General features: G+C 60.5%; 16 protein-coding genes. 10 read left to right on the forward strand and 6 right to left on the reverse strand.

The window, feature by feature from the left end; genetic code table 11:
* Nucleotides 1-12 precede the first annotated feature (12 nt).
* The 4 genes from QWJ34_RS23330 to QWJ34_RS23345 all read left to right on the forward strand — a co-directional run bounded on the left by QWJ34_RS23330 (nt 13) and on the right by QWJ34_RS23345 (nt 3,180).
* Complete coding sequence (locus QWJ34_RS23330) at nt 13-1,374, forward strand: S1C family serine protease (protein ID WP_302731509.1); 1,362 nt, start codon at nt 13-15, stop codon at nt 1,372-1,374.
* Nucleotides 1,375-1,407: 33 nt separating this feature from the next.
* Nucleotides 1,408-1,686, forward strand: a complete 279-nt coding sequence (locus tag QWJ34_RS23335) for a GNAT family N-acetyltransferase (protein ID WP_302731510.1) — start codon at nt 1,408-1,410, stop codon at nt 1,684-1,686.
* Nucleotides 1,687-2,052: 366 nt separating this feature from the next.
* Entirely contained in the window at nt 2,053-2,475 is a 423-nt protein-coding gene (locus tag QWJ34_RS23340; protein WP_302731511.1) for an organic hydroperoxide resistance protein, read from the forward strand.
* Nucleotides 2,476-2,574: 99 nt separating this feature from the next.
* A complete protein-coding gene (locus QWJ34_RS23345; RefSeq protein ID WP_302731512.1) occupies nt 2,575-3,180 on the forward strand; it encodes a cysteine peptidase family C39 domain-containing protein in 606 nt (201 codons plus the stop codon).
* 174 nt (nt 3,181-3,354) lie between these two features.
* On the opposite strand, the gene QWJ34_RS23350 is transcribed toward QWJ34_RS23345, so the two are convergent.
* Nucleotides 3,355-4,272, reverse strand: coding sequence for a DUF6612 family protein (locus tag QWJ34_RS23350; protein WP_302731513.1), 918 nt, complete (start codon nt 4,270-4,272; stop codon nt 3,355-3,357).
* 199 nt (nt 4,273-4,471) lie between these two features.
* On the opposite strand from QWJ34_RS23350, the gene QWJ34_RS23355 reads away from it, so the two are divergent.
* From QWJ34_RS23355 to QWJ34_RS23365, 3 genes are all read left to right on the forward strand, one after another.
* Nucleotides 4,472-5,038, forward strand: a complete 567-nt coding sequence (locus tag QWJ34_RS23355) for a DUF420 domain-containing protein (RefSeq protein WP_302731514.1) — start codon at nt 4,472-4,474, stop codon at nt 5,036-5,038.
* 211 nt (nt 5,039-5,249) lie between these two features.
* The gene (gene add, locus QWJ34_RS23360; protein WP_302731515.1) at nt 5,250-6,308 is read left to right on the forward strand and encodes an adenosine deaminase; all 1,059 of its coding nucleotides are present in this window, start codon (nt 5,250-5,252) and stop codon (nt 6,306-6,308) included.
* 134 nt (nt 6,309-6,442) lie between these two features.
* Nucleotides 6,443-6,952 carry a hypothetical protein gene (locus QWJ34_RS23365; protein WP_302731516.1) on the forward strand — a complete coding sequence of 170 codons (510 nt, stop codon included), beginning with the start codon at nt 6,443-6,445 and terminating at the stop codon, nt 6,950-6,952.
* A gap of 283 nt (nt 6,953-7,235) precedes the next feature.
* Here the strand turns inward: QWJ34_RS23365 and QWJ34_RS23370 are convergent, their stop codons facing one another.
* Nucleotides 7,236-7,385: a hypothetical protein gene (locus tag QWJ34_RS23370; protein WP_302731517.1), complete on the reverse strand. Its 150-nt coding sequence runs from the start codon at nt 7,383-7,385 to the stop codon at nt 7,236-7,238.
* 313 nt (nt 7,386-7,698) lie between these two features.
* On the opposite strand from QWJ34_RS23370, the gene QWJ34_RS23375 reads away from it, so the two are divergent.
* Complete coding sequence (locus QWJ34_RS23375; protein ID WP_302731518.1) at nt 7,699-8,301, forward strand: hypothetical protein; 603 nt, start codon at nt 7,699-7,701, stop codon at nt 8,299-8,301.
* Nucleotides 8,302-8,305: 4 nt separating this feature from the next.
* A complete protein-coding gene (locus tag QWJ34_RS23380) occupies nt 8,306-8,896 on the forward strand; it encodes a hypothetical protein (RefSeq protein WP_302731519.1) in 591 nt (196 codons plus the stop codon).
* A 417-nt stretch (nt 8,897-9,313) separates the two neighbouring features.
* Here the strand turns inward: QWJ34_RS23380 and QWJ34_RS23385 are convergent, their stop codons facing one another.
* Nucleotides 9,314-13,408 (reverse strand): glycoside hydrolase family 38 N-terminal domain-containing protein, encoded by a 4,095-nt coding sequence (locus QWJ34_RS23385; RefSeq protein WP_302731520.1) that lies wholly within the window; start codon nt 13,406-13,408, stop codon nt 9,314-9,316.
* Nucleotides 13,409-14,163: 755 nt separating this feature from the next.
* On the opposite strand from QWJ34_RS23385, the gene QWJ34_RS23390 reads away from it, so the two are divergent.
* Nucleotides 14,164-16,935 (forward strand): endo-beta-N-acetylglucosaminidase, encoded by a 2,772-nt coding sequence (locus QWJ34_RS23390; protein WP_368047074.1) that lies wholly within the window; start codon nt 14,164-14,166, stop codon nt 16,933-16,935.
* Nucleotides 16,936-17,589: 654 nt separating this feature from the next.
* On the opposite strand, the gene QWJ34_RS23395 is transcribed toward QWJ34_RS23390, so the two are convergent.
* The 3 genes from QWJ34_RS23395 to QWJ34_RS23405 form a co-directional block, all read right to left on the reverse strand.
* Complete coding sequence (locus QWJ34_RS23395) at nt 17,590-18,360, reverse strand: hypothetical protein (RefSeq protein WP_302731521.1); 771 nt, start codon at nt 18,358-18,360, stop codon at nt 17,590-17,592.
* A 507-nt stretch (nt 18,361-18,867) separates the two neighbouring features.
* On the reverse strand, nt 18,868-21,042 hold the full coding sequence (locus tag QWJ34_RS23400; RefSeq protein ID WP_302731522.1) for an ICP22 family protein: 2,175 nt from the start codon (nt 21,040-21,042) through the stop codon (nt 18,868-18,870).
* Nucleotides 21,039-21,983 (reverse strand): hypothetical protein, encoded by a 945-nt coding sequence (locus QWJ34_RS23405; protein ID WP_302731523.1) that lies wholly within the window; start codon nt 21,981-21,983, stop codon nt 21,039-21,041. The genes QWJ34_RS23400 and QWJ34_RS23405 overlap by 4 nt, the downstream gene beginning before the upstream one ends.
* Between the last annotated feature and the right edge of the window lie 68 nt (nt 21,984-22,051).

Here is a 22,051-nt window from a genome sequence, read left to right on the forward strand (position 1 = left end):
GGGGGAACGACCGTGAGAAGACAAACGTGGATCAGCCTTATCGTTTGCGCCGTTATTCTGCTGGCCGGCTCCGCCGGTTCGTACTTGATCCATCGGGACTTTGCCCTGAACGTCGGCGGCGGTTCGCTGCTGGCGGAAGCTCCTTCCGCCGCGAGCGCGGGAAGCGCTTCGGCGGCCGGGCAGAACGCGGGGACGGAAAACAAATCGCAAACGGACGAAACGGCTGCGGACAAGACCGAAAAAGACTCGTCCGACGGCGTCGACTCCGGCGCGCAGAGCGGCGCGGACAACGGCGGCGAGGCGGCGGGCGGCGAAAGCCAGAAGGGCGGAGAAGAAGACGGCAAGACGCTGAAAGAAATCATTTCTTCCGTCGGCCAGAAAGTCGTCATGATCGAAACGCCCGACGGTTCGATCGGCTCCGGCTTCCTTTATAACGACCGGGGCGATATCATGACCAACGCGCATGTCGTAGCCGGGTTCGAAGACGTGGAAATCACCACGTCCGACGCGAAGAAGATGGCCGGCCGGGTCATCGGCATCGGCGAAGAAACCGATGTGGCCGTCGTCCGGGTCGAAGACCTGGAAGGCGTGGAGCCGCTGGCGCTCAAGCTCGAAGCGGAAGCGGAAGTCGGCGACGAAGTCCTTGCGCTCGGCAGCCCGCTGGGTCTGCAAAATACCGTGACAACCGGCATTATCAGCGGCGTGGACCGGACTTTCGATATCGATCCTTACTACTATGAAGGCCTGTACCAGATCTCCGCGCCGATCGCGCCGGGCAACAGCGGCGGTCCGCTGATCGACCGGGCGACCGGCCAGGTGCTCGGCATCAACTCGGCGGTCACCGACGAAGGCGGGATCGGCTTCAGCATTCCGGTTGTCAGCATCGTCGATTCGGCCGAAGGCTGGTCGGAAAGCCCGATGAAAGAACTGCCCGTGCCCGACTACCTCTACGACGAGTACGGAATGCCGTACGACGATTCGCAGGACGGCTCCGGCGACGATTACGGAGACGAATACGGCGACGATCTCGGCGAGGCGACCGAGCTGGAATATGCGGCCGAAGACGTGCTGTACGACTTCTACAACTTTGTCGGAGCCGGCGATTACAAATCGGCTTACGAACTGCTGGGCGGCGACTGGAAAGCCAAGCTGTCGTACGAGAAGTTCGCATCCGGTTACAAAGATACGCTGGGCGTGTACATGGATTACTGCGTAGGCGTCGAGAACGGGGACGGGACCGTGAGCGTATACGTCTCGATCACCGCCGACGAGCGCAAGGAAAGCGGAGCGGCGGAAGCGGCCGCTTACGACCTGATCTATCAGGTCGGCTACGAGGACAACGACTTGAAGATGTTCAGCGGCAAGTCGGAATAAACGGAATTTCAAATCAGGGGAGGGTTTGCAGCCATGGGCAGCATCGAACAAAAAGACGGAGCTTTCGTTCTGGTCGAAAACGGGAAAGAACTGGCGGAAGTCACCTATATGGAGCGGGATGAACACGTGCTGATGATCGATCATACTTTTGTGTCCGAATCGCTGCGCGGCCAGCATGTCGGCGAGCAGCTGGTCGACCGGGTCGTGCAGCTTGCGCGGGAACGGAATGCGAAGATCGATCCGGTTTGCGAATTCGCGCAGGCGCTGTTCCGGCGCAAGAAAGAATACGCGGACGTATGGAAGCAGGATTAACGACGACGGCAGAAAACGATAGAAGACGGAAAAAGAACAAGCTTCGGCGGACCGCCTCTCCCGGCGGGCGGCGAAGCTTTTTTTCAGGCGTTCTTTTTCAAAAAGATTCTCCTTGTCGATCGCGTTCGGCTGTTCGTTCACCGTTTGGACAATCCCCGAAATTAAATTGCAAACAACCTTGACTTCTTTTTAATGATTATGTATTATTTAATTGTAAACAACTTAATTGAGCGGATTGAACAACCCGTTCCGTTAATCCTTGATCCGATACACAAAACGGTTTGCAACGGAACGCCGCTTCGGCTTTTTTCATCCCGGACGGCCTTTCCTTCAAAAAATTCGGCGACGAAAAGGAGATTTTCAAACATGAGCGCATTGTACACGGCAACGGCAACGGCGGTAGGCGGACGCGACGGCAAAGTTACTTCTTCGGACGGCATTATCGATATCAGCCTGAAGACTCCGAAAGGCCTCGGCGGCCCGGGCGGCGACGGAACAAACCCGGAACAGCTTTTCGCGGCCGGCTACACGGCATGTTTCGACAGCGCTTTGAATCTGGTGATTCGCAAAGAGCGCATCAAAGAAGTAACGGGCACAAGTGTAACGGGCGACGTGTCGATCCTCAAGGACGAAGCGGACGGCGGCTTCAAGCTGGAAGTTAAGCTGAACGTCAGCATCCAGGGCGTCGACGCCGACACCGCGCACAAACTGGTTGAAGCGGCGCATCAAGTATGCCCGTACTCCAAAGCGACACGCGGCAATATTGAAGTCAGCCTGAACATCGTTTAAGTTTAAACGAGAGCCGGAGCCTTGATCCGGCAGCGACGGCGGCAATCGGTTACGGAAGCGGGAGTCCCAATCGTTCCGGGCCCTCGGGAGGGCGAAAGCATGCAGCAGAAAATCATCTCGTTTCAGCCTTACACCCAGTGGGAGACCGGTATCCGGTCTTCCGCTTCCGCATGCGGTCCGGCGGCGATGGCCGCCCTGATCCGCTTCTGGGAAGAGCGGATCGCCGCCCGCGGGCCGCAGACGTCCTTCGCGCGGCTGCCCGGTGATCCCGCGCAGGCCGTCAACCGCCTGTACGCGGCTTACGGCGGCACGCCGCTTGGCATGGGCGCGCCGCTGCTGGCGCGAGGTCTGCGCCGCCACCTCGGCGCCGCGCTGCGCGAAGGCGGGCTTGCCGGCCGCGTACAGGCGCGGAGGCTGCGCGGCTTCGACGCTTACTGCGGCGAGATCGACGCGGGCCGGCTGGTCGCCGTGAAGTTCGACAAGTGGTTCGCGCTGCGCTGGTTCGGGCGCTATGCGTTCGATTACCACTGGACGGTCGGCTGCGGCTATCGGATCGACGACGCGGGACGGGCCTGGCTGATCGTGCACGACGCGGGCACACGCTACAAAGACGGGACTTATGCCGCCAGCCGCGAGCGGCTGATCGAGTACGCGCCGAACCGAAGCGTGCTGACGATGGTTGCGCTGACGATCGAAGGCGTTTGATTCAGGCGATGAAGCGGCCGGCTCCCGATTGCTTTGATCGAATGGTAGCAAAAAACCTTCAGTTCCGCGTGTTCGCGGGTCCGAAGGTTTTTTTGCGCGTTTACGGTCTTGCTGCCTTGCTTTACGATCGCCTGCCGGTTCGCTTTTTGCCGCCGACAGCGCCCAACGCAACGCTTATTCGCCGGCTTCGTCGTCTTTCGACTCCGTATCCGCCTTGTCCGACTGCGAGTCGTCCGCCGTCGCTTCCGCCGGCACGGCGATCTCCGAGACGGCGTTCTGGTCGGAATATGTACCGTCCGAATTGGCGACGATATGCAGGTCCTGCTCGTTCACCTGCAGCGTGGTGTCCATCTTGACCGAAGAAGACGACAGCTGGTGCGATTCCTTGTCCACGACCAGACTGTAGCTGACTTTGCTGCCTGCGCTGCTTTGAAGCATTTCGCTCAGGCCGGATTGCGCCGATTCGCCGAGCTGGCGTCCGAGGCCCGCTTCGATCAGCTTGGCGGCTTCCGCGTCGGCCGCTTCGTAGGTCAGCGTATACGCGCCGCCTTCTTCCGACAGCTTAAGGCCGTCTTTGTAATCGCTCAGCTCTTCGATCAGCATAGCCGGGTCGAGGATGTCCGTCGTTACGATCGAACTTTCTTCGGAACCGTCCAGCGTCTGCGTGCTCCACGCTCCGCTTGCATCCTTGGCGTGGATCTCGCTGCCGGTCGCGTACACTTCCGTAGCCGCCTGCTGGCCCTGCGACAGCGTGTCGATCTTGAGGCCGTACTGGACTTCCGGCTTCGCGATCACGTCGCCGGCGATCTCGATCGCCGTTTCGACCGGTTCTTCGCTGTCCGCGGTTTCGACGGTATAGTTCGTTTTCGAATCGATCTTGTAGCTTTCGAGCGCTTTGGCCTGCTCCAGTGCCTGGTCGTAGACCGACGCCGCCGTTTCCGTCGACTCGCCGGAAGGCTTACTTTCTTTGGCCGGATCGGTGGTGGAGCTTTCCGACGTACAGGCCGCCGAGAAGAGCAGCAGCGACAGAGCGCTCATTTTAAGTGCGTTACCCAGGTAATGCCGATTGCGGTTTCTTTTTGCCGAGTACATGATGATCCCCTTTCGACTTGTGCGATACTTATTACCTTACCATTTCAAACCTGTAAAGTAAAAAACGAAAAGGAAACAATAAGGAAACAATCTCGACAAAAAAACCGTCCCGACGAATATTTCAAATTCTTGTCACTTAACATCAAAGCTTTGGCGGGATATAATATGGGGTGACAAATTTTAAGGAGAATCCGCCCTCATGAGCCAATCGAACGAGAACGAGAAATACCGTCCGACCACGAACCGCAATTTCGCCGGATTGATCATTACCGTTTCCGTCGTCGCGAACATTATCATTTTGCTGCTGTTCTTTTCGCCGATCGGCTATCAGGGGACCGCGCATTTCGATCTGACGATCTTTCCTCGGCTGAACGCCATTTTCAACAGTTTCACGTTTATTTTCCTGGTCTGCGCGCTGATCGCGATCATCCGCAAGAACGTGCCGGTGCACAAAGCGTTTATCCTGGCGGCTTTCGCTTCCACGCTGCTGTTCCTGGTGTCGTACCTGACCTTCCACTACGTATCGCCGGAGACGGCCAAGTACGGCGGCGAAGGCATCCTGCGTCCGATTTACTTCTTTATCCTGATCTCGCACAGCATCCTGGCCGCGCTGATCGTGCCCCTGGCGCTGTTCACGCTGGTGTTCGGCTGGACGATGCAGGTGAAGAAGCACCGCAAGATCGCCCGCTGGACGATGCCGATCTGGCTGTACGTCAGCGCGACGGGCGTGATCGTATATCTGTTTATGGCTCCGTATTACCACTGATCGGACTTTTTACGCAGGACAGAAGAAGCGCATCCGCGTTTGGCGGGTGCGCTTTTTTTGCCGTCATTCCGGGGAGTTATCGAATTCGGGGGATTGAAAAATATTTTTTATTGGCGCATGTCAGGTCGTTTATGTTATAAATCGTGACAATATATATTTTCAAAAAAAGAAATCTAACATGAAGCGCCTGGCGCGAAAAGGAGGAAGTTTTATGCCGAATAGATCTTCTGCAAGTCCCGTCGAACTGCTGCACCGGCTGCCGAAAGTCGATCTCCACCTGCATTTGGACGGAAGTATCCGCGAATCCACATTGTGGGAAATCGCGGCCGAACAGGGCGTAAAGCTGCCTGCCGTCCGCGCCGAAGAATTAACTCCTTTCATGAAAGTAACGGGAGAATGCGGAAGTCTGGTCGAATATTTGGAAAAGTTCGATTTTGTGTCAGGTTTCCTCCATAAAACGGATGTGCTGGAGCGGATTGCGTACGAACTGGTCGAACAAGCATCGGAGCAGAACTGCCGTTATATCGAAGTCCGCTTCGGTCCGCAGCTGCACCGCCGGGACGGGCTGAGCTGCGAAGACGTGATCGACGCCGTGCTGCGGGGGCTGCGCCGGGGCGAAAAAGAGTTCGGCGTAACGGCCCGCGGGATCGCGGCCTGCCTGCGCCACCATTCCCCGCATATGAACAGCGAAGTGGTCGCGGCGGCGGCCGCGTTCAAGAATCGGGGACTGGTCGCGGTCGACCTGGCCGGTCCGGAAGCCGCTTACCCGGCCTATCTGCACCGCGCCGTGTTCGAATACGCGCAGCTGATGGATATGCCGGTGACGATCCACGCGGGCGAGGCGGGCGGAGCGGACAATATCCGCGAAGCGATCACCCGGCTGGGCGCGACCCGGATCGGGCACGGCGTCCGGCTGCGGGAGAACCCGCAGGTGTTCGAGCTGGTGCGGGACCGGCAGATCGTACTGGAGATGTGCCCGGTCAGCAATTACCAGACCAAAGCGATGGAGGGCTGGGAATCTTACCCGGTGCGCGAATATTTCGACGCCGGCCTGAAGCTGACGATCAACACGGACAATCTTACGGTATCCGATACGTCGATGGTCAAAGAGTACCGGATCCTGACCGAGAAATTCGGCTTTACGCTGCCCGAGATCGGGACGCTGATTCTCAACGGCGTGGATGCCGCGTTCCTGCGTCCCGAAGAGAAAGCGCGGCTGCGCGCCGAGTTTGTCGGCAGCTTCCTGGAACTGGGCATGATGGCCGGTTAAGGAAAGTCGTTTAGCAGTAAAAAGCTGGAATAAAAAATAAACGCAGCGGCAAAAATCATATTGAAGCGCTTTCTTTTTGGTGTAAACTGGAGATAACACACACCGGTTGACATCAAACAAGGAGGCGCTTTGTCATGTTCGGAAGAAAGTGGCGCAAGCGGATAAAACGGAAAACGATTCTGCTGGGTCTGGCCGGCATGATCATGCTGACGGGATGTTCGACGGTTCGGGAAACGATGGCGCAGCTTGAAATGTACGGCAGCAACGAAAAGATCGCGCAGAGCGGAGACAGCTACAGTTACAAATTGCGCGAAGGACAGGCCGACGAAAGCGGGGCGAGCCTGGAATTCAAACAGTTTACCGGCGTGCATACGCTGTGGTCGGCGGATGCCGAGCGGGAAGCGACGGTTACGCTGGATCTCGACGTCGGCGTCAAGAACGGCAAGTTCAAAGTGGTCCACGTCCGTCCCGACGGGGAAGTAATCAAGCTGGCAGACGCGTCGCTGGGCGGTGAGCCGGTCACGATCGAGCTGCCGGAAGGCCGCAGCGAGATCAAGATTGTCGGCAAGAAAGCGTACGGACATCTGGAAGCGCGTTTCAGCGATAATGAAACCGCGCATTTCCAGCCGGTCAAGATTCAGTGACTTGTCCCGATCGGAGATTCGGTTTCGCCCGCCCGTGGGTTCGGATCGAACCCGTGTACGAATCCCCAAGGAAAGGAAACGAAAGGCCCGCGCGGCGCGCGGGTCTTTATCGTGCCGGGCGGCTAAACGGGTTCGAGCAGCGCGGCGGAATCTCGGAGAGCGCAGTTTGTATAGAAAAAGAAGCCCGGAACCATTGAAGGTTCCGGGCTTCCGTGCGTGCCTGGCGGGATCTGCTGCGCTCCTGCGGTCCGGTCGCCGCCGGCTCTGTGGCGTTCTATGATAATCAGGCTTTCGCCGATTCGAATCTCATCATGCGTTCCAGCTTGCGCGTAATTTCTTTTTGCCATTTCTTGTCGCCGACTTGAACGGCCACATTAAGCAGATCCAGGTAATCGTCAAAGCTCAGGCTTACTCTCGAAGATGAAGGTTGCATACGATTTTGTTCTCCTTTTATGTGAAGTCATTAGATGCAGCTACCGTACGGGAATGATAATCATTATCACGTTTATATTCTCTATTATCCATATTTTTAGAGAAATTGCAACGAGCGAGCCAGATAAAATTTCAAAACGCAGCCAACAGTTCGGATTTTATTCAAATTTAAAAAATCAAAAATCCGGTTTACGAGCCGCTTCATCGGGAAGGGAACCGGAACGAAGCGAATAAAACGTAACGCTTTTCGCTTTGTAAACGTTTATAAAGAGAGGCGCATCCCCGGGATGCGCAGGAAAAGGAGGGAAGAAACGATGAAAAAAGATTTTTACCTGGTAGGCTGGGGACTGACGGTGATGCTGCTTAATATCGTTACGAATCCCTGGATCAGCACGGCGGTCAATGTGGTTGCGCATGCGCTGATCTTTGTCGGCCTTATTCGTTTGAAACGCCGCAATTCGATGTTCGGGGCGGGCGGCCTGTTCGCGGTAACCGCGGCGCTGCTGTCGGTTATCTCGATGCTCACCTCGCCGGTGAACGAAGCGGCGCTGACGAACGCTCCGTCCTGGGCATGGGGAATCGATATCCTGTTCTCGCTCGCTTCTCTCGCGATGATCTACGCGATCTGTACGGGTACGGCGCGCGAAGCGGACAAAGAAGGAGAAACGGAACTGGCGAAAAAAATGCGCTTCGGCTGGTGGACCTACCTGGTCCCCGCCCTGATTGCGCTGGCTTTGATTCCGATCCTGCTCAATTTCGGGGAAAATACGAATATGCTGGCGCCCCTCCTGGTGCTCGGCCTGATCTCCCTGGCGGCGACGATCTCGATTATTGTGGGTCTTCGCCGCGCGGGCCGCGATCTGCGATCGTATGAAGAGAATGCGGCGGCGGACGGCGTGAAAACGAGTGGAGCATGAAGCGATGAAGCGGGAAATTTTGCGCGAGCGAATCGGCCTGCTTAAAAAGCGGTCCTTTCTGGCTTCTTCGGTCCTGGGCCTGATTGTAATGGCAGCCTGCGGAAATGGAACGGTTACGACATATCCGAAGCCGCGGTCGGAATCGGCGGACAAGGAAATCCGTGCGGACGATACAAAAAGCGCGCCTCCGGAAGCGGCCGGCCCGGATGCTCGAAACGCGGAAGGACAGGCCGGAACCGGCGATGAGAATGCAATCGACAGGGGCGTCCATATCGACTGGGACCGGATCGACAGCCCGCTGTGGAACGCGGAAATGCAGCCGAAACTGAATGCCGTGCTTGAAGCCCTTGCGCAAAAAGATGCCGAAAAGCTGAATCTTGCCGTACGCTCCGATACGGCGGGCGCTTTCGATGATCTGCTCGCTTACGAATTCGATTTCCGGGCGGTAACCGATGTGGTCGAGGAGCGCGGAAGACTTTTGGTCGGAGTGAGCCACATTGTGCGAATGACGGATGACATTCCGCGCGAAGGCGTCTACTATTACTATTTCGACCAAAGCGAAAGCGGAGAATGGGAGATCGTTGCGATCGATTGACGGGTTGGGCGGCCTCGACGGCCGGCGGTTCGGTTCATTGATTAACTTTCTGGGCCTGCCTTCGCCAAATGTGCGGATCGGCATCAATTTGAACCGATTGGAAAGGGAATGGCGGTTATTCATGCGGATCGGCATTAATTCTGAGAAGAATCGGCCAGATCGGGCAGAAAACGGCCGGATGAGAACCAGATTGATGCGCATATGCAGCAATCGGCGGAGTTTCGCGCGAAGTCGGAGAAAATGCTGCGGATATGCACGAACGGTCGGGTGCAGGCAGGCTTAACCGGCAAGCACGATAAAAAAAGCCTCCAAACCGCCGCGGATGAAGCGGAGTTTGGAGGCTTTTTGGCGTTTTCGATTCGATTTCGATGCGGTTCGGTTCGATCGGGCGGGTCGTGAAGGCGGCCGAGGCTGCGCTTAGGCGCGCAGCTCGATCGCAAACGTACGGATCTGGTACGGCTCCAGCACGAACGGGATTTGCGGCTCGTGGCGCCGCTCGCCTTCGGGCCGTTCCAGCAGGTCGCATTCCTGCCAGGATGCGATCTCCAGATCGCTGCCCAGCGTCAGGCGCTGCCGGCTGCCTGAGAAATCGTGCACGCGCAGGACGACGGACCTGCCGTCTTCCGAGCGCTTCACGGCGGAGATCATCGCCGTGCCCGCATCGGCGGCGTGAACGCCGGCGCCGGCAGTCGGGCCGCCGGCTGCGCGGTAAGCCGCCGCCGCGTCGCTGGCTGCGGCGGCTGCGGTCCCGTTCGGGCCGGCGGCTGCGCTGCCGCCGCCCGTGCCGTTCGCCGCGGCGGCCTGCGCACGGCCGCCGTGCTCTGCCGCGGTCCGGGCAGGCTGAGCCGCCCGGACGACTTCGGTTCCGCCCGATAGGTGGAACATGGAGAGCGCCGGCTGCTGCGGGGCGCCGGCGGAAGCGCGCAGCGGGCTGTTCAGCGCCCAGGCGCTGCGCACCGTGCCGCCGGCCAGCCAGTCGCCGTCGTGCGGCAGCAGCGAATACGTGAATTCGTGCGATCCCTGATCCGCTTCGGTATCGGGGTGCTGCGCGCACTTGATGAGGGATAAACGCATCACGTTGTCTTTGATGTCGTAGCCGTATTTGCAGTCGTTCAGCAGGCTGACGCCGTAGCCTTTGTCCGACAGGTCGGCCCACTGATGGCCGACGGTCTCGAACCGGGCCATATCCCAGCTCGTGTTCCAGTGGGTCGGACGGGTCACGTTGCCATACTGGACGTCGTACGTCGCTTCGGTCGCGCGGACGTGGACCGGGAACGCGGCTTTGAGCAGCACGCGCCGCTCGTGCCAGTCGGCCGTCGTCTTGAAGTCGATGCGGCGGTCGCGCGCATAGACGGTCAGGTGCTGCTGTATGCGGGAAGCTTTTGTTTCCCACACAAAGCGGACCACGCAGCGCAGCGGCCCGCGCTCGATGACGGACACTTCCGTCAGGTTGTCCAGCTCCCAGGACTTCTGCTGGTAGAAAATATCGACGTCCCACGCTTCGTGCGCCAGCGGTTTGTCTTCGAACAGCTGCAGCACGTTGCCGCGCTGCCCGGCCGCCAGCACTTCGCGCTCGGCCGCCCGGTCGTACAGGCGAGTGAGCTGGCCGCGCTCGTTCCAGTCCAATTCGTAGAACGGCGTGGACACGCCGTGCTCGCGCAGCGTAAAGGCGTCCGCGCCGCCTGCTGCAAGCGCATCGCCGCCAGCGGCGCTTTCCGCCGCCTTCGCCACGGCCGCGCCGGACAAGCCCGTGTCCGCCGGCCGCTGCGCCGCCGGCATTTCCGCGCCTGCGGCGCCCCGGCGTTCCGCCGAAGCCGGCGGAATATCGCCGTCCGCGCCGGAGCGCCCGCCGCTCTCCGCGCTTTTGGCCGCGGCCGCTCCCGTGCCGCCCGCCGCGATCCCGCCCTCCGAGCCCTCATCCGGCTCGAACGTCAGCTCCGCATAACCCAGCGAAGGCACATCCTTCGCTTCGACCAACCACGCGCCGCCGCTTGTCCGCTGCGCGTTCAGCCGCTCGCCGCGGTGGCTGCGCCAGACGCCGCTCCCGCTTTCCGCGGCCGCTTCGCCCGCCGCCGGCTCTACCCCGCTCGCGCCGCTTCCGCGCGTGCCCGCCGTCGGCTCCGCACTGTCCGCGCCGCTTCCGCGCGTGCCCGCCGTCGGCTCCGCACTGTCCGCGCCGCTTCCGCGCCCGGCCGCCTCCGCGCCGGAACGGTTCCCGCCGGCGATTTCCGCCGCCGGAATCTCCACAATTCCGCTCTCCGTCCACGGAGCGGAGTTCCAAACCGTAAAGCGCCGCAGGCCGCTGTCGGTGCTCTCTCCCGGGCCACCGTCCGGCGTGCTTCCGGTGTTCTCTACCGGCTCTGCGCCCGGCGTGCCGTCGGTGCTCTCTCCCGGGCCACCGTCCGGCGTGCTTCCGGTGCTCTCTCCCGGCTCTGCGCCCGGCGTGCCGTCGGTGCTCTCTCCCGGCCCGCCGTCCGGCGTGCTTTCGGCGCTTTCAAAGCCCCGCTCCGGCCCCCCGGCCTGCGGCCGAGGGGTTCCGGAATCTTCGCCCGGAACCGCCGCGGCCGCGCCCGCTTCGCTCCGGCCCTCGCTGTCCACGCTCCGAACGATCGCGTCTCCGCCAACCCCTTTTCCGGCCGAATCGTTCCCGCCCGTCAGCAGTCCGCGTTCCGCGGCAAGCCGCGCTTCAAGACCCAGCCGCTGCGCCTGCGCATATTCGATCGTGCTGTCTTCGTACACTTCGCGGATCGACGAGCCCGGGATGATATCGTGGAACTGGTTGCGCAGAACGATCTTCCAGCCCTCGTCGAGATCGGTTTTGGCATACCGGCTCCAGTCGCCCGCCGTTACGGCGTCCAGCGCGCTCAGCCACTCGGTTTCGCGGTACAGCAGCTCCAGCTTGCGGTTCATGCGTTTGTTGTACGCCTGGCTCGTATACGTGCCGCGGTGGTACTCCAGATACAGCTCGCCATCCCAGGTGTGCACGTAGCTGTCGCTGTTCTCGACCGTTTCGCGCAGCTCCCGGAAATAGTCGCCGGCGCTGCCCGCGGTCATCTTCGGCAGGCCCGGCATCCGGTCGATACGACGCCGCATCTCCAGCATATTCCGGTTCACGCCGCCGCCCCCGTCGCCGTAGCCGTAGGAAAACAGCAGTTTCTGGTTCAATTCTTTGTCGCGGTAAGCGTCCCAGCTTCCTTTGACCGTTTTGGGCATGATATTGCCGTTGTAGGTATAGAACCACGATCCCGGCCGGGACCAGGGCTCCGTCGTCGTGATAAAATGCGTCAGGATCTCCGTCCCGTCCATCCCGCGCCACATAAACGTATCGTGCGGCATCCGGTTGTACTGGTTCCAGCTGATCTTGGTCGTCATAAACGTACGGATACCGGACTTCTTCAGGATCTGCGGTAGCGCCCAGCTGTAGCCGAACACGTCGGGCAGCCACAGATAATCGCATTCCGCGCCGAATTCTTCCCGGTAGAACCGCGTCCCGACCAGGATCTGCCGCACCAGCGACTCGCCGGAGGTCAGGTTGCAGTCCGCTTCGAGCCACATCGCCCCGCCCGTCTCCCAGCGGCCTTCCGCCGCGCGCGCTTTGATGTCTTCGTACAGCTCGGGGTAGTCGTTTTTGACGTAATCATACAGCTGGGGCTGGGTTTGCAGAAACGTATATTCCGGAAAAAGTTCCATCAGGCGCATCACCGTCGAGAACGAGCGGGCCGCTTTCTCGCGCGTATGCTTGAGCCGCCACAGCCACGCCACGTCGATATGGGTGTGCCCGACCGCCGTGATCTCGACCGCCGAGTGCTTGTCCATCTTGTCGATCGCGTTCGACAGAAAGTCGCGCGCTTCGCGCAGCGAATCGTAGAACTCGTCCGAGCCCGGCGCGTTCCAGTCGATATGCAGCAGCGAACGGTCCGCCGCTTTGAGCAGCTGCGCGCGTTCCGGCAGGTTCTCGTCCAGCACTTCGACCGTTTCCGATACCGCCAGCAGCGTGTAGTAGTAATCGTCCGCCGGCTCGTCGAGCCAGCACACTTCCGCGATACGGACGCCGTGGGTCTGGTTGCGCTGCATGCCGCCGCCTTCGAGGCCCGACCACAATCTCAGCGTCAGCGGCAGGGTGGTTCCGGCGGTTTCTTCATTGAAAAAGACTTCGAGGTGATTGGAGTCGACGCCCTGGTACGGTTTGCCGTGCAGGTAGAATAGCGACTCGAACCCGGAATTGTTGCCGCCGCCGGTCGCGCCCAGATCGAAACGGCCCAGTATGCGGCGTCCGGCCCACCCGGCGGGAATCTCCATATCGGCGTGCAGCCACAGATACAGATCGCGCCCGCTCCACGTGTCGCCGACTTTCAGCGTGCCGCTGTAAAGGCCCGGGGAAGGAACGTCGGGATTGACATCCTGGCGCGGATCTTCGAAAGTACGGAAAGCGGGAACGGTCAAACGGTCGCGGTAGCGGAGTTCGGATAACTCGTGCAGACGGGAACGCAGTTTGGCTTCGGTTAAAAACACAGGGAAAAAACCTCCTTATAGTACCTTGTCAACTCTTAATCAGAGGCTTACGTTCAACTGAAACGCACACGCTTTAAGTGCGATTCAGGGGGGCGTAACCTTACCTTTAGCGTTGACTAGGTAATAGTACCTTGTCAACTCTTAATCAGAGGCTTACGTTCAACTGAAACGCACACGCTTTAGGTGCGATTCCATCGGAGACTTCGTACACGGTTCAAGTACGAATCTCAGGGGGCGTAACCTTACCTTTAGCGTTAACAAGGCAATAGGCGAATACAACCGGTTTAGCGAGAAAAGGGCCGAACGTCGGAGGCGAGTATATAAGGGCGTGTCTCAAAGTTCGCTGAAGCACAGTCGGAATTTCAAGACGCGTCCTGGACAAAGAAGAGCCGGAGGGACTCGCCGCTTGCGTGGAAGAGTGCCGGGTTCTTGTGCTTGTGGAAGCGGGTTCAGGGGATGTTAAGGCCATTATAGGCACAGGCAAAAGTTTTTTTCAAACCCCGCGCTGCGGAAAAAGCCGAAAAAAAGGCCTGCCGCAAAAACGGCGGGAATTCCGGGAGATCGTTATCGCCTGCGGCCCGTAAGTGTTTCGCTGTATCCAGTCGTGTCCTAGTATTGTATATATCCGTTATTTTTTTGCGTTCAAAAAAGTAAACGTTTCCAATCGGCAAGCCGGAAGTACCGCTTTGCCTTGGTCGCGCTGTCGGAAGTTGCGTTCATGCTCGTCCCTATTCGATCGATCCGGGAGGAAGAAGATGAAGAGAATGAATCGTGGAAAAAGAATCGCCAAGAGCAAGGCAGCGTCGCCCGTTTGGAAAAAAGCGCGGGGAACCGCCGCCGCGTCGCTGCTGGCGCTGGCCGCGCTGTCGTTCAGTCCGCAGGCCGAAGCCGCGCAGCCGTATTCGTCCTACTGGTACCCGAACACGCTGCTGGAATGGTCGCCGTCGTCCGATCCCGACGCGCCGTTCAACCGGGGTTCGATTCCGCTGAATCCCGGCCGGTTCCAGGGCGCGCCGGTGAATGCCAATGCGGACAAGAACGCGCAGGTGATCGCGCTGTCGACGATGTATCCGACGACGAGCGGCGCGCCTTCGCAGGGCTCGGACGTTTTTCATACATACACGTTCGGCTTCTGGCAGTATATCGACAAGCTGGTCATGTGGGGCGGCTCGGCCGGGGAAGGGATTATCGTGCCGCCGAGCGCCGACGTAATCGACGCCGCGCACAAGAACGGCGTGCCGGTGTACGGCACGGTGTTCCTGCCGCAGACGGAGCACGGCGGGAAGATCCAGTGGCTGCGGGAACTGCTGGCGCGTGACGCCGACGGCACGTTCCCGGTCGCGGACAAGCTGGTGGAATCGGCGCGCTACTACGGCTTCGACGGCTGGTTTATCAACCAGGAGACGCAGGGAGCCACGGCGCGGGACGCGGCGGATATGCAGGAGTTCCTTCAATACCTGCAGGAGATCCAGGGTCCGGGCATGGAGACGATCTGGTACGATTCGATGATCGAATCGGGACCGGTCCGCTGGCAGGGCGCGCTGAATGCGCAGAACGACGCTTTTTTCCAGCAGGACGGACAAACGGTCTCCGACGCGATGTTCCTCGATTTCCGCTGGCAGTCTGCAAGCTATCTGCCGGGTTTCCGGTCTTCGCCGGCCGCGGCGCAGGCGCTGGGACGCAGCCCGTACGACCTGTTCGCGGGACTGGACGTCGAGGCGAACGGAAGCAATGGCCGCTACAACTGGCCGGAGCTGTTCCCCGCCGACGGCGCACGCATGTCGCTCGGCCTGTACCGGCCGGACTGGTCGTTCCGCAGTTCGTCCACGCAGGAAGAGTATCTAGACAAGGACGAGAATTTCTGGACCGGGCCGTCGGGCGATCCGAGTCTTGCGTCCGCCATCGATCCGGCCAATCCGTACGCCTGGCGCGGAATCGCGGCGGATATCGCCGACCGTTCCGTGATCGCGGGACCGGAGTTTATGACGCATTTCGGCACGGGCAACGGGCGGCTGTTCGCGGTGAACGGCGAGATCGTGCGCGAGCGCGACTGGAGCAACCGCAGCATCCAGGATATCCTGCCGACGTGGCGCTGGCTGACGCGGACCGAAGGCGGCGGACGGGCGCTTGAGCCGTCGCTCGATTTCGAGCGCGCCTATTACGGCGGCAGCTCGCTCAAACTCGCGGGCAATCTGGCGCAGGGAGCTTCGACGACGGTCGATCTGTACCGGACGCAGATCAAGATCGACAAGACCATGGAAGTATCCGCGGTCGTCAACGAACCGTCGCGCGCGGTGTCGGTGCAGATCGGGCTGTCGTTTACGGACGCGCCGAACGATTACGTGTTCCTGGAGCCGAAGAACTGGCAGTCGGCGGGCAAAGATAAATCGTGGCAGCGGGGCAGCGTCAAGCTGAACGCGTACAAAGGCCGGACCGTCGCCGGAATCGCGCTGAAAGTCGCGGGCAAAACGGCTTCGGACAATTACGCGATCAATGTCGGGGAACTGGCGCTGCGCACGGTCAGCGACGACGCGCGCAAACCGGACGCGGTAACGGGACTTGCCGTGACGGAGAATGATTTCCGGGATGGCATCTACGGCGACGCGCGGCTGAAATGGAACGCGCCGGCCAAAGGCGAACCGGCGGCCTTTTACCAGGTTTACCGCGAAACGGCGGACGGCAAACGCGAGCTGGTCGGCGAGACGCCGAACACGGTCTACTACGTGCCGGAGCTGCGCCGCGCGGACGGCGAAGACCGCACGACGCTGATCGTCGTGCCGGTCAACCGCCATTACGAAGCGGGCAAAGAAAGCAAAGTGTCGTTCGAGTGGCCGGGATATCCGGCGCCGCAGGCAGACTTCGAAGCCGACCGGACGCTGATCGCGCCGGGCGAAGCGGTGCAGTTCACGGACCGCTCGTCCGAGGTGACGACGGAGTGGGAGTGGAGCTTCCCGGGCGGCGATCCCGAGTCGAGCAGCGAACGCAATCCGAAGGTCGTGTATAACGAAGAAGGACAGTACGAAGTCACGCTGGTTGCGAGAAACCGGGTCGGGGAAGACACGGTGACCCGGCAGATGATTACGGTGACGGAGGAAGCGGCGGGCGGCGTCACGGATCTGGCGCTCGGCGCTGACGTGACGGCTTCCGGCTATACCAATGCAAGCGAAGCGCCGCCGATGGCCGTGGACGGCAAGGACAGCACCAAGTGGTGCGCCGTCGGCGACGGGCCGCACACGCTGACCGTCGATCTGGGCGAGGAGCGCGAGATCAATGAATTTGTGCTCAAGCATGCCGAAGCCGGCGGCGAACCGGCCGCGTTCAATACGCGGGCGTTTACGATTCGGCTGAGCGACGACGGAGACGGCTGGAGAGACGTGGTTCGCGTGACGAACAACAGCGCCGGGTCGAGCCGGCATGCGATCCCGCTGACGTCGGCGCGCTACGTCCAGCTTGTCGTGGACCGGCCGACGCAGGGCGGGGATACGGCGGCGCGGATTTACGGGTTTGAAGTGATGGGGCTGGAATAGGCCGATCGGCGGCGAGCGGCGACAAGCGGAGCATTTTGGATAACCGCATATTTGGATCATGGAATAAATGAACGAAGAAAGCCGCTGCCGGGGAGAAGAAGCCGGGCAGCGGCTTTTTGGCGCGGGGCGTTCTCCGGAGAGAGCGGCTGTGCGAGCCGGGCGGTTTAAAGGAACGGAACTTTCGATGGAGCGGTAGAAGCTTCCGTTTCGGAGCAGCCGATAGTCAAATCCATATGTGTGTGAAAACGAGACAGCTCGTCGATCCAGCGGCGAGGTCGGAAGACGCTGGCCGCTGCTCAAGACTGAAAAGGAGCACCGGGGATGCTGCACTTCAAATGTTGACGCCAGGTCAGCATTTGAGCGAAAAATTCGAGGATCGAACGAAAATACTGACTAAATGTACACATTTGGACATGAAAATCGTGAAAAACAACGATGGGTTCGTAAAATGTGGACGAAAAGTCAGCATTTTTTCGTACCTGTTTTTTTTAGCCCGAAATGCGGATTAAAAGTCAGCATTTTCTGCGGAGCTTCAAAGGAGTTGCACGGTGAGGGCGTAAAAAGAATACCCGGTTGTGTCTTCTTTTTGGGAAAGTGTTTTTTACACATCATGATGGACTTGACCCGGTCGATGGCAGGTGATTTCCCGAGAAGTTACTGCGGAAGCCGCGGCCCCGAACCGGTCCAGGTCTCGCCGCCCAATTCGGGCGACTGCCACCAGTAGTAGTCGGCGTAGACCAGATCGGCCGAGAGGTAGAGTAGCGGATCGCTGCCGCCGCTGCCCGCCGGCAGGACGGTCAGATCGAACCGGGCGATCGCGGCCCGGTCGGTGTCGTTCAGTTCCCCGATCCGGCGCGCCAGCTCGGCGGTCAGGTCGTTGACCGCTGCGGGCTCGGCCCGGCAGACGATAGAAGCTTCCCGGCCGCCGAGCCGGCTGTCCAATACCCGGGACGAAGCATCCGATATGCCGGCCTGCAAAGCCAGCAGAGCGTTGAGCCGGTTCCGGCTTGCTTCGAGATCGGCCGCCGGGTCGGCCGGTTTGAAGAAGGCGCGCTTGCGCGTAAGATCGTTCTGCGTTTCCGAATAGAATTCTTCTCCCGATCGGATGAATACCAGTTCCAGATTCTCTGTTTCTTCGCCTGCTTGCAGCGATTTATAACGAAGCTCGTTCAGCAGCGCGCGCTTCGTACGAATCTGCATCATCGGGTCGGGTTGGGCTTCCAGAGCGAGGGTCAGCGTTTGTCCGTCAAAGCTTCGGTCCGCCGATACGACCGAAGCTTCGATATGCTTCTCGTGCAGAAGCCGCGTCCATTCCTCTTCGGCGGAAGCCTGGCCTGCGCCCGCGGCCGAAGGCGCGAACAGCATCAGACAAACGGCTGCCGAAGCCGCCAGCTTGACGGCTGTTCGGCTTAGGATCCGGTTCATGCGGGGGCCTCCTTTCGCCTGCTTTTTTAAGTCGTGCGCCATTATAAATCCGACGTTTTTCTTTTGGAAAAAGTTGCATGTGGAACAAAAGGCGTTTTGGCGGATCGAAGTCGGAGCGAAGATGCCGGGGAATATCGCGGAAGAAGCTATAGAAGCTGTAGAAGCGGGCCGGAGCGCAAAATAACGTCCTCCGTACCTTTATTTTCTGCGAATCCTTTCGTTCTGGCGAAATAATTGCAGAGGTACATCTAAATTGCCGGTTTTACGTTTTCGTGAAGCTTTTCCCGGTAAATAAGTGTACGTGCGCAGTTATTTTGAGAAAAGGCGGTTGTCCGGGCAAAATAACGGTACTTCCGCACTTATTTGGGGCCGTGTCTGGGACGGCCACCCGCTTGGGCGACGAGAAAAGGGCTGTCCGCAGCACGGCCCGCCCGCAGCCCCTCTAAATCATAAAAAAACAGCCCGCTCTCGCCCAAGAGCAGGCTGTTCTCGCGTTCATGCTCGCGTTCAATAAGCGGATTCCACCGCTTCGACCTCGAACACCGGCACGGAACGCATGACCGGCTCCGGAACGGCCGGCGCTTCGGGAGCCGGCTGTTCGCCCGGCTCGGTCTCGGCTCCGGCGGAATCGGAGCCGTCCGGCGCCAAAGAATCGTCCGGAGACCCGGGCTCCGGACTGTTCGAGCGATCCGCGCCGTCCGAACCTCCGGCCCCGGATTCGTCGTCCGCGTCGTCCGCCGAATCCTCCGGCGGCAGCGTTGTATCGCCGCCGCTCTCAAGCTCTTCGGCCGCGCCCGACTCCGTGCCGGGCGAAGCCGCGCTGTCGTCCGCGTCGTCCGCAGCGCCGCCGGAGTCCGAAGCGTTCTCCGCGTCGGGGTCTTCGACCTGCTCGTACCGTCCGCGGAACGTCCCGGTGACCTCGTAAGTCCCCGGCGCAAAGTCGAAATTGCCGCGCAGCAGAATCGGCTCGCCGTCCATCGTCCGAGCCAGCGCCCGGCCGGAGCCCGTTTCGATCACGTTCAGCCGCGTCCGGACTTTCTCCTGCGGATAATCGTCCGGACTGCCGGAACCGATGTCCGCAGTGCCGCCTTCCCATTCGGCGAATTCGAACAAATCGCCGCTGCGCGTATACACGGCGGTCTCGCCGTCTTCTTCCGCGTCGAGCGGGTGGACGGCGCGCAGCGTCTGCCCGCCGTCCGAGATCGCATACCCGTCCGCTTCGATGCGGAACATCTCCGTAAAAGAGCCGCTGCGCAGCAGCAGTCCGGTATACACGGCTTTGCGGGAAGCCGACTCGGCGTCGGCCACGATCACCGGCACGGTATCGGTGGACAAATCTTCGTCGATCGTCAGGCTGCGCACTTTCTCGATCGCCAGAAACTGCGGGTCGCTCACTACGGCGGTAGCGGCGCCGTTCAGCGTGCCGAAATACAGCCGGCCCGTCTCGTCCAGCGCGGCGACGTAAACGTCCGCGCCGAAGCGGTTCCTGCCGCTGACGACGTTCGAATACGTATGCGAACCGTCCGCCTGCTGAAGGATGCGGACCGGTTCGGCCGCCGTCCATGCCGTTTCCGTCTCTTCGATCTGCTTCGACGTATCGGTATAGGCGTTCAGTGCCGTATACAGATCGATCGCTTCTTCGAACCGGCCGGCCGATACCGACGCGGCCGCCCGGCTCATCAGCGACAGGTACATCCGGTCGATCCATCTGACCAGATGGGAATCGAGCGAAGCCGAGGTCAGGAAATCGCCGAAGCTGCGCGCATGGCCGGCGAACGCGGCATACGCTTCGCCGGCCAGGTCTTTGCGCAGGAGCGCTTCCATCGTCGATTCCGTTTGTTTTTGCAGCCAGGGCGCGTCGAAGTTATACGGGCGATACGCCTGGAGCGTCGCCAGCGCTTCGTTCAGCATATCCGCGAAACGCCCGGCCGCCGCCAGTTTTTGCAGCTTGCGCTCGTCGTAACGTTGGAACAGACCGCTCAGGTAAGACGATTTCACGGCTTCTGCCGCGTCGGCGCCGGCGTCTTCGGACCCGGCGTCCGCCGATTCGGCTTTTTTCGCCGCCGTATCCGCATCGTCGTCGGCCGCGTCCCCGGCAAAAAAAGCCGCCGGAATACGCAGCAGATTCCACTTTGCCGATTCGTCGCCGTAATTCCCGCTGTCGAGATTGGCGCTCAGCGACTGCTCGAACCGGGCGCGGAAATCGGCAAAGCCTTTTTTCGCCGTTTCGTCCAGTCCGTAGCGCTTCAGCAGTTCCCGGTACTCCGCGGCGTAATCGCCGTCCAGCGACAGACGCCCGAATGTGTCGTACGTCTCGTACGCCGAGACAAACGCATCGAAGCCGCCGGTTTGAACAGCCGCCAGCAGCTCGCTTTTGGATTTCAGCAGTTCTTTGCGCAGACGCGTAATCGGTTCAAGCTCTGTCAGCCTTGCGCGCACATGCTCTTCCCGATAGCGGATCACCGTGTTGGACAGCGCTTCGGCATAGGCTTCTTCGGCTTGAATACGCCGGTTGTCGGCGTAATATTCATCGGCCGTTTCGACCTGGCGGATCTTGGCTTCGATGCGGAATCCTTTGACGACGACGGCGACCAGCGCGGCCGCGCACAGCACAGCGAGCAGGTTGCGCAGGGTCAGCAGATTTCGGATCGTCGTAAAAGTATTCTTGACGGAGCCTGTCATGAGCGTTCCGCGCGGCCGGTTTGCGGCGCGGCCTGACCGTAGAAGCGCACGCGGTAGGCTTCGTCGGCTTCCAGCCGCAGCGGGCCGAAGCTGTCCGGATACTGCGACAGCACTTCGCGCAGACGGATCAGCCGATCCTTGGGCAGCTTGTGGGCGTAGCGCCGGATAAAGTCCGGATGCAGCTCGATATACCGCTTCATCCGCACCGCCGCCCCGGCGACCGCCGCCAGAATATCTTCGCCGCGGTGCATGTTGCGAATCTGCGGCTCGTAGCGCAGGCAGTACTGAATTGCGCTCTCGCGGATCAGGTCGCGGTTCAACCGGGCGACTTCGCCGATATACCCGGCCAGATGCGGCGAGAAGCCGTCCATAATCAGCGGGTCCAGCAGCAGGTCCATGTCCCGCCGCAGCACGAAGGTCTGGAGCAGTTCGGCCTGCAGGCTGCGAATGGGATCGTTGCGCAGCAGCGTGTTCACCTCGCGCAGCATTTCGTAAGCCCGGGCCGGCTCGGCCTGCAGCCGCGCTTCCGCGGCGCGGATGTCTTCGATCAGTCCGCCGCGGATGCGATTGTTGTCGCGAGCGAACATCCGGTCCGTGTGGATGCGCGTCCACGGTTCGAGCGAACGGCGCTGCGCCAGCCACAGCCCGGCCGTCAGCAGGACGCCCGCCGCCGCGGAGATCGCGATCCACTCCGTGTTATCCGCGAACAGCATCGCCAGCAGCGTCAGCAGCAGCGCAAACAGCAGCTCGCCCTGCCGGGCGCGCCGGAAATTCCGCCGCGCCGCATCCGGCACGGTTTGCAGCGAGCCGCGGCCGCAGGCCGGGCAGACGCGGTCGGCAAGTACGGTATAATTGCCGCATTTGCGGCATACCCGAAGCTTGTCGTAGGCATATTGGGTTCGTTCGTAGGGTTTGAAAGTAACGGCTATTTTTTTGCTCATTCGTTCTCACGCCGATCGTTTAAAGTATTCAGCAGCCGCTCGTCCAGCTCGCTTCTCGAAGGAGCTTT

It is taken from the genome of Saccharibacillus sp. CPCC 101409 (assembly GCF_030518235.1).
Classification (GTDB): Bacteria; Bacillota; Bacilli; order Paenibacillales; family Paenibacillaceae; genus Saccharibacillus.

Excerpts from the sequence above, each read along its gene's own strand:
- add (WP_302731515.1), top strand. The coding sequence starts at position 5,250 with ATGCCGAATAGATCTTCTGCAAGTCCCGTCGAACTGCTGCACCGGCTG.
- QWJ34_RS23395 (WP_302731521.1), bottom strand. The coding sequence starts at position 18,360 with ATGAACCGGATCCTAAGCCGAACAGCCGTCAAGCTGGCGGCTTCGGCA.
- QWJ34_RS23405 (WP_302731523.1), bottom strand. The coding sequence starts at position 21,983 with ATGAGCAAAAAAATAGCCGTTACTTTCAAACCCTACGAACGAACCCAA.
- QWJ34_RS23400 (WP_302731522.1), bottom strand. The coding sequence starts at position 21,042 with ATGACAGGCTCCGTCAAGAATACTTTTACGACGATCCGAAATCTGCTG.
- QWJ34_RS23380 (WP_302731519.1), top strand. The coding sequence starts at position 8,306 with ATGAAGCGGGAAATTTTGCGCGAGCGAATCGGCCTGCTTAAAAAGCGG.
- QWJ34_RS23365 (WP_302731516.1), top strand. The coding sequence starts at position 6,443 with ATGTTCGGAAGAAAGTGGCGCAAGCGGATAAAACGGAAAACGATTCTG.
- QWJ34_RS23350 (WP_302731513.1), bottom strand. The coding sequence starts at position 4,272 with ATGTACTCGGCAAAAAGAAACCGCAATCGGCATTACCTGGGTAACGCA.
- QWJ34_RS23375 (WP_302731518.1), top strand. The coding sequence starts at position 7,699 with ATGAAAAAAGATTTTTACCTGGTAGGCTGGGGACTGACGGTGATGCTG.
- QWJ34_RS23390 (WP_368047074.1), top strand. The coding sequence starts at position 14,164 with ATGAAGAGAATGAATCGTGGAAAAAGAATCGCCAAGAGCAAGGCAGCG.
- QWJ34_RS23335 (WP_302731510.1), top strand. The coding sequence starts at position 1,408 with ATGGGCAGCATCGAACAAAAAGACGGAGCTTTCGTTCTGGTCGAAAAC.
- QWJ34_RS23355 (WP_302731514.1), top strand. The coding sequence starts at position 4,472 with ATGAGCCAATCGAACGAGAACGAGAAATACCGTCCGACCACGAACCGC.
- QWJ34_RS23340 (WP_302731511.1), top strand. The coding sequence starts at position 2,053 with ATGAGCGCATTGTACACGGCAACGGCAACGGCGGTAGGCGGACGCGAC.
- QWJ34_RS23345 (WP_302731512.1), top strand. The coding sequence starts at position 2,575 with ATGCAGCAGAAAATCATCTCGTTTCAGCCTTACACCCAGTGGGAGACC.
- QWJ34_RS23370 (WP_302731517.1), bottom strand. The coding sequence starts at position 7,385 with ATGCAACCTTCATCTTCGAGAGTAAGCCTGAGCTTTGACGATTACCTG.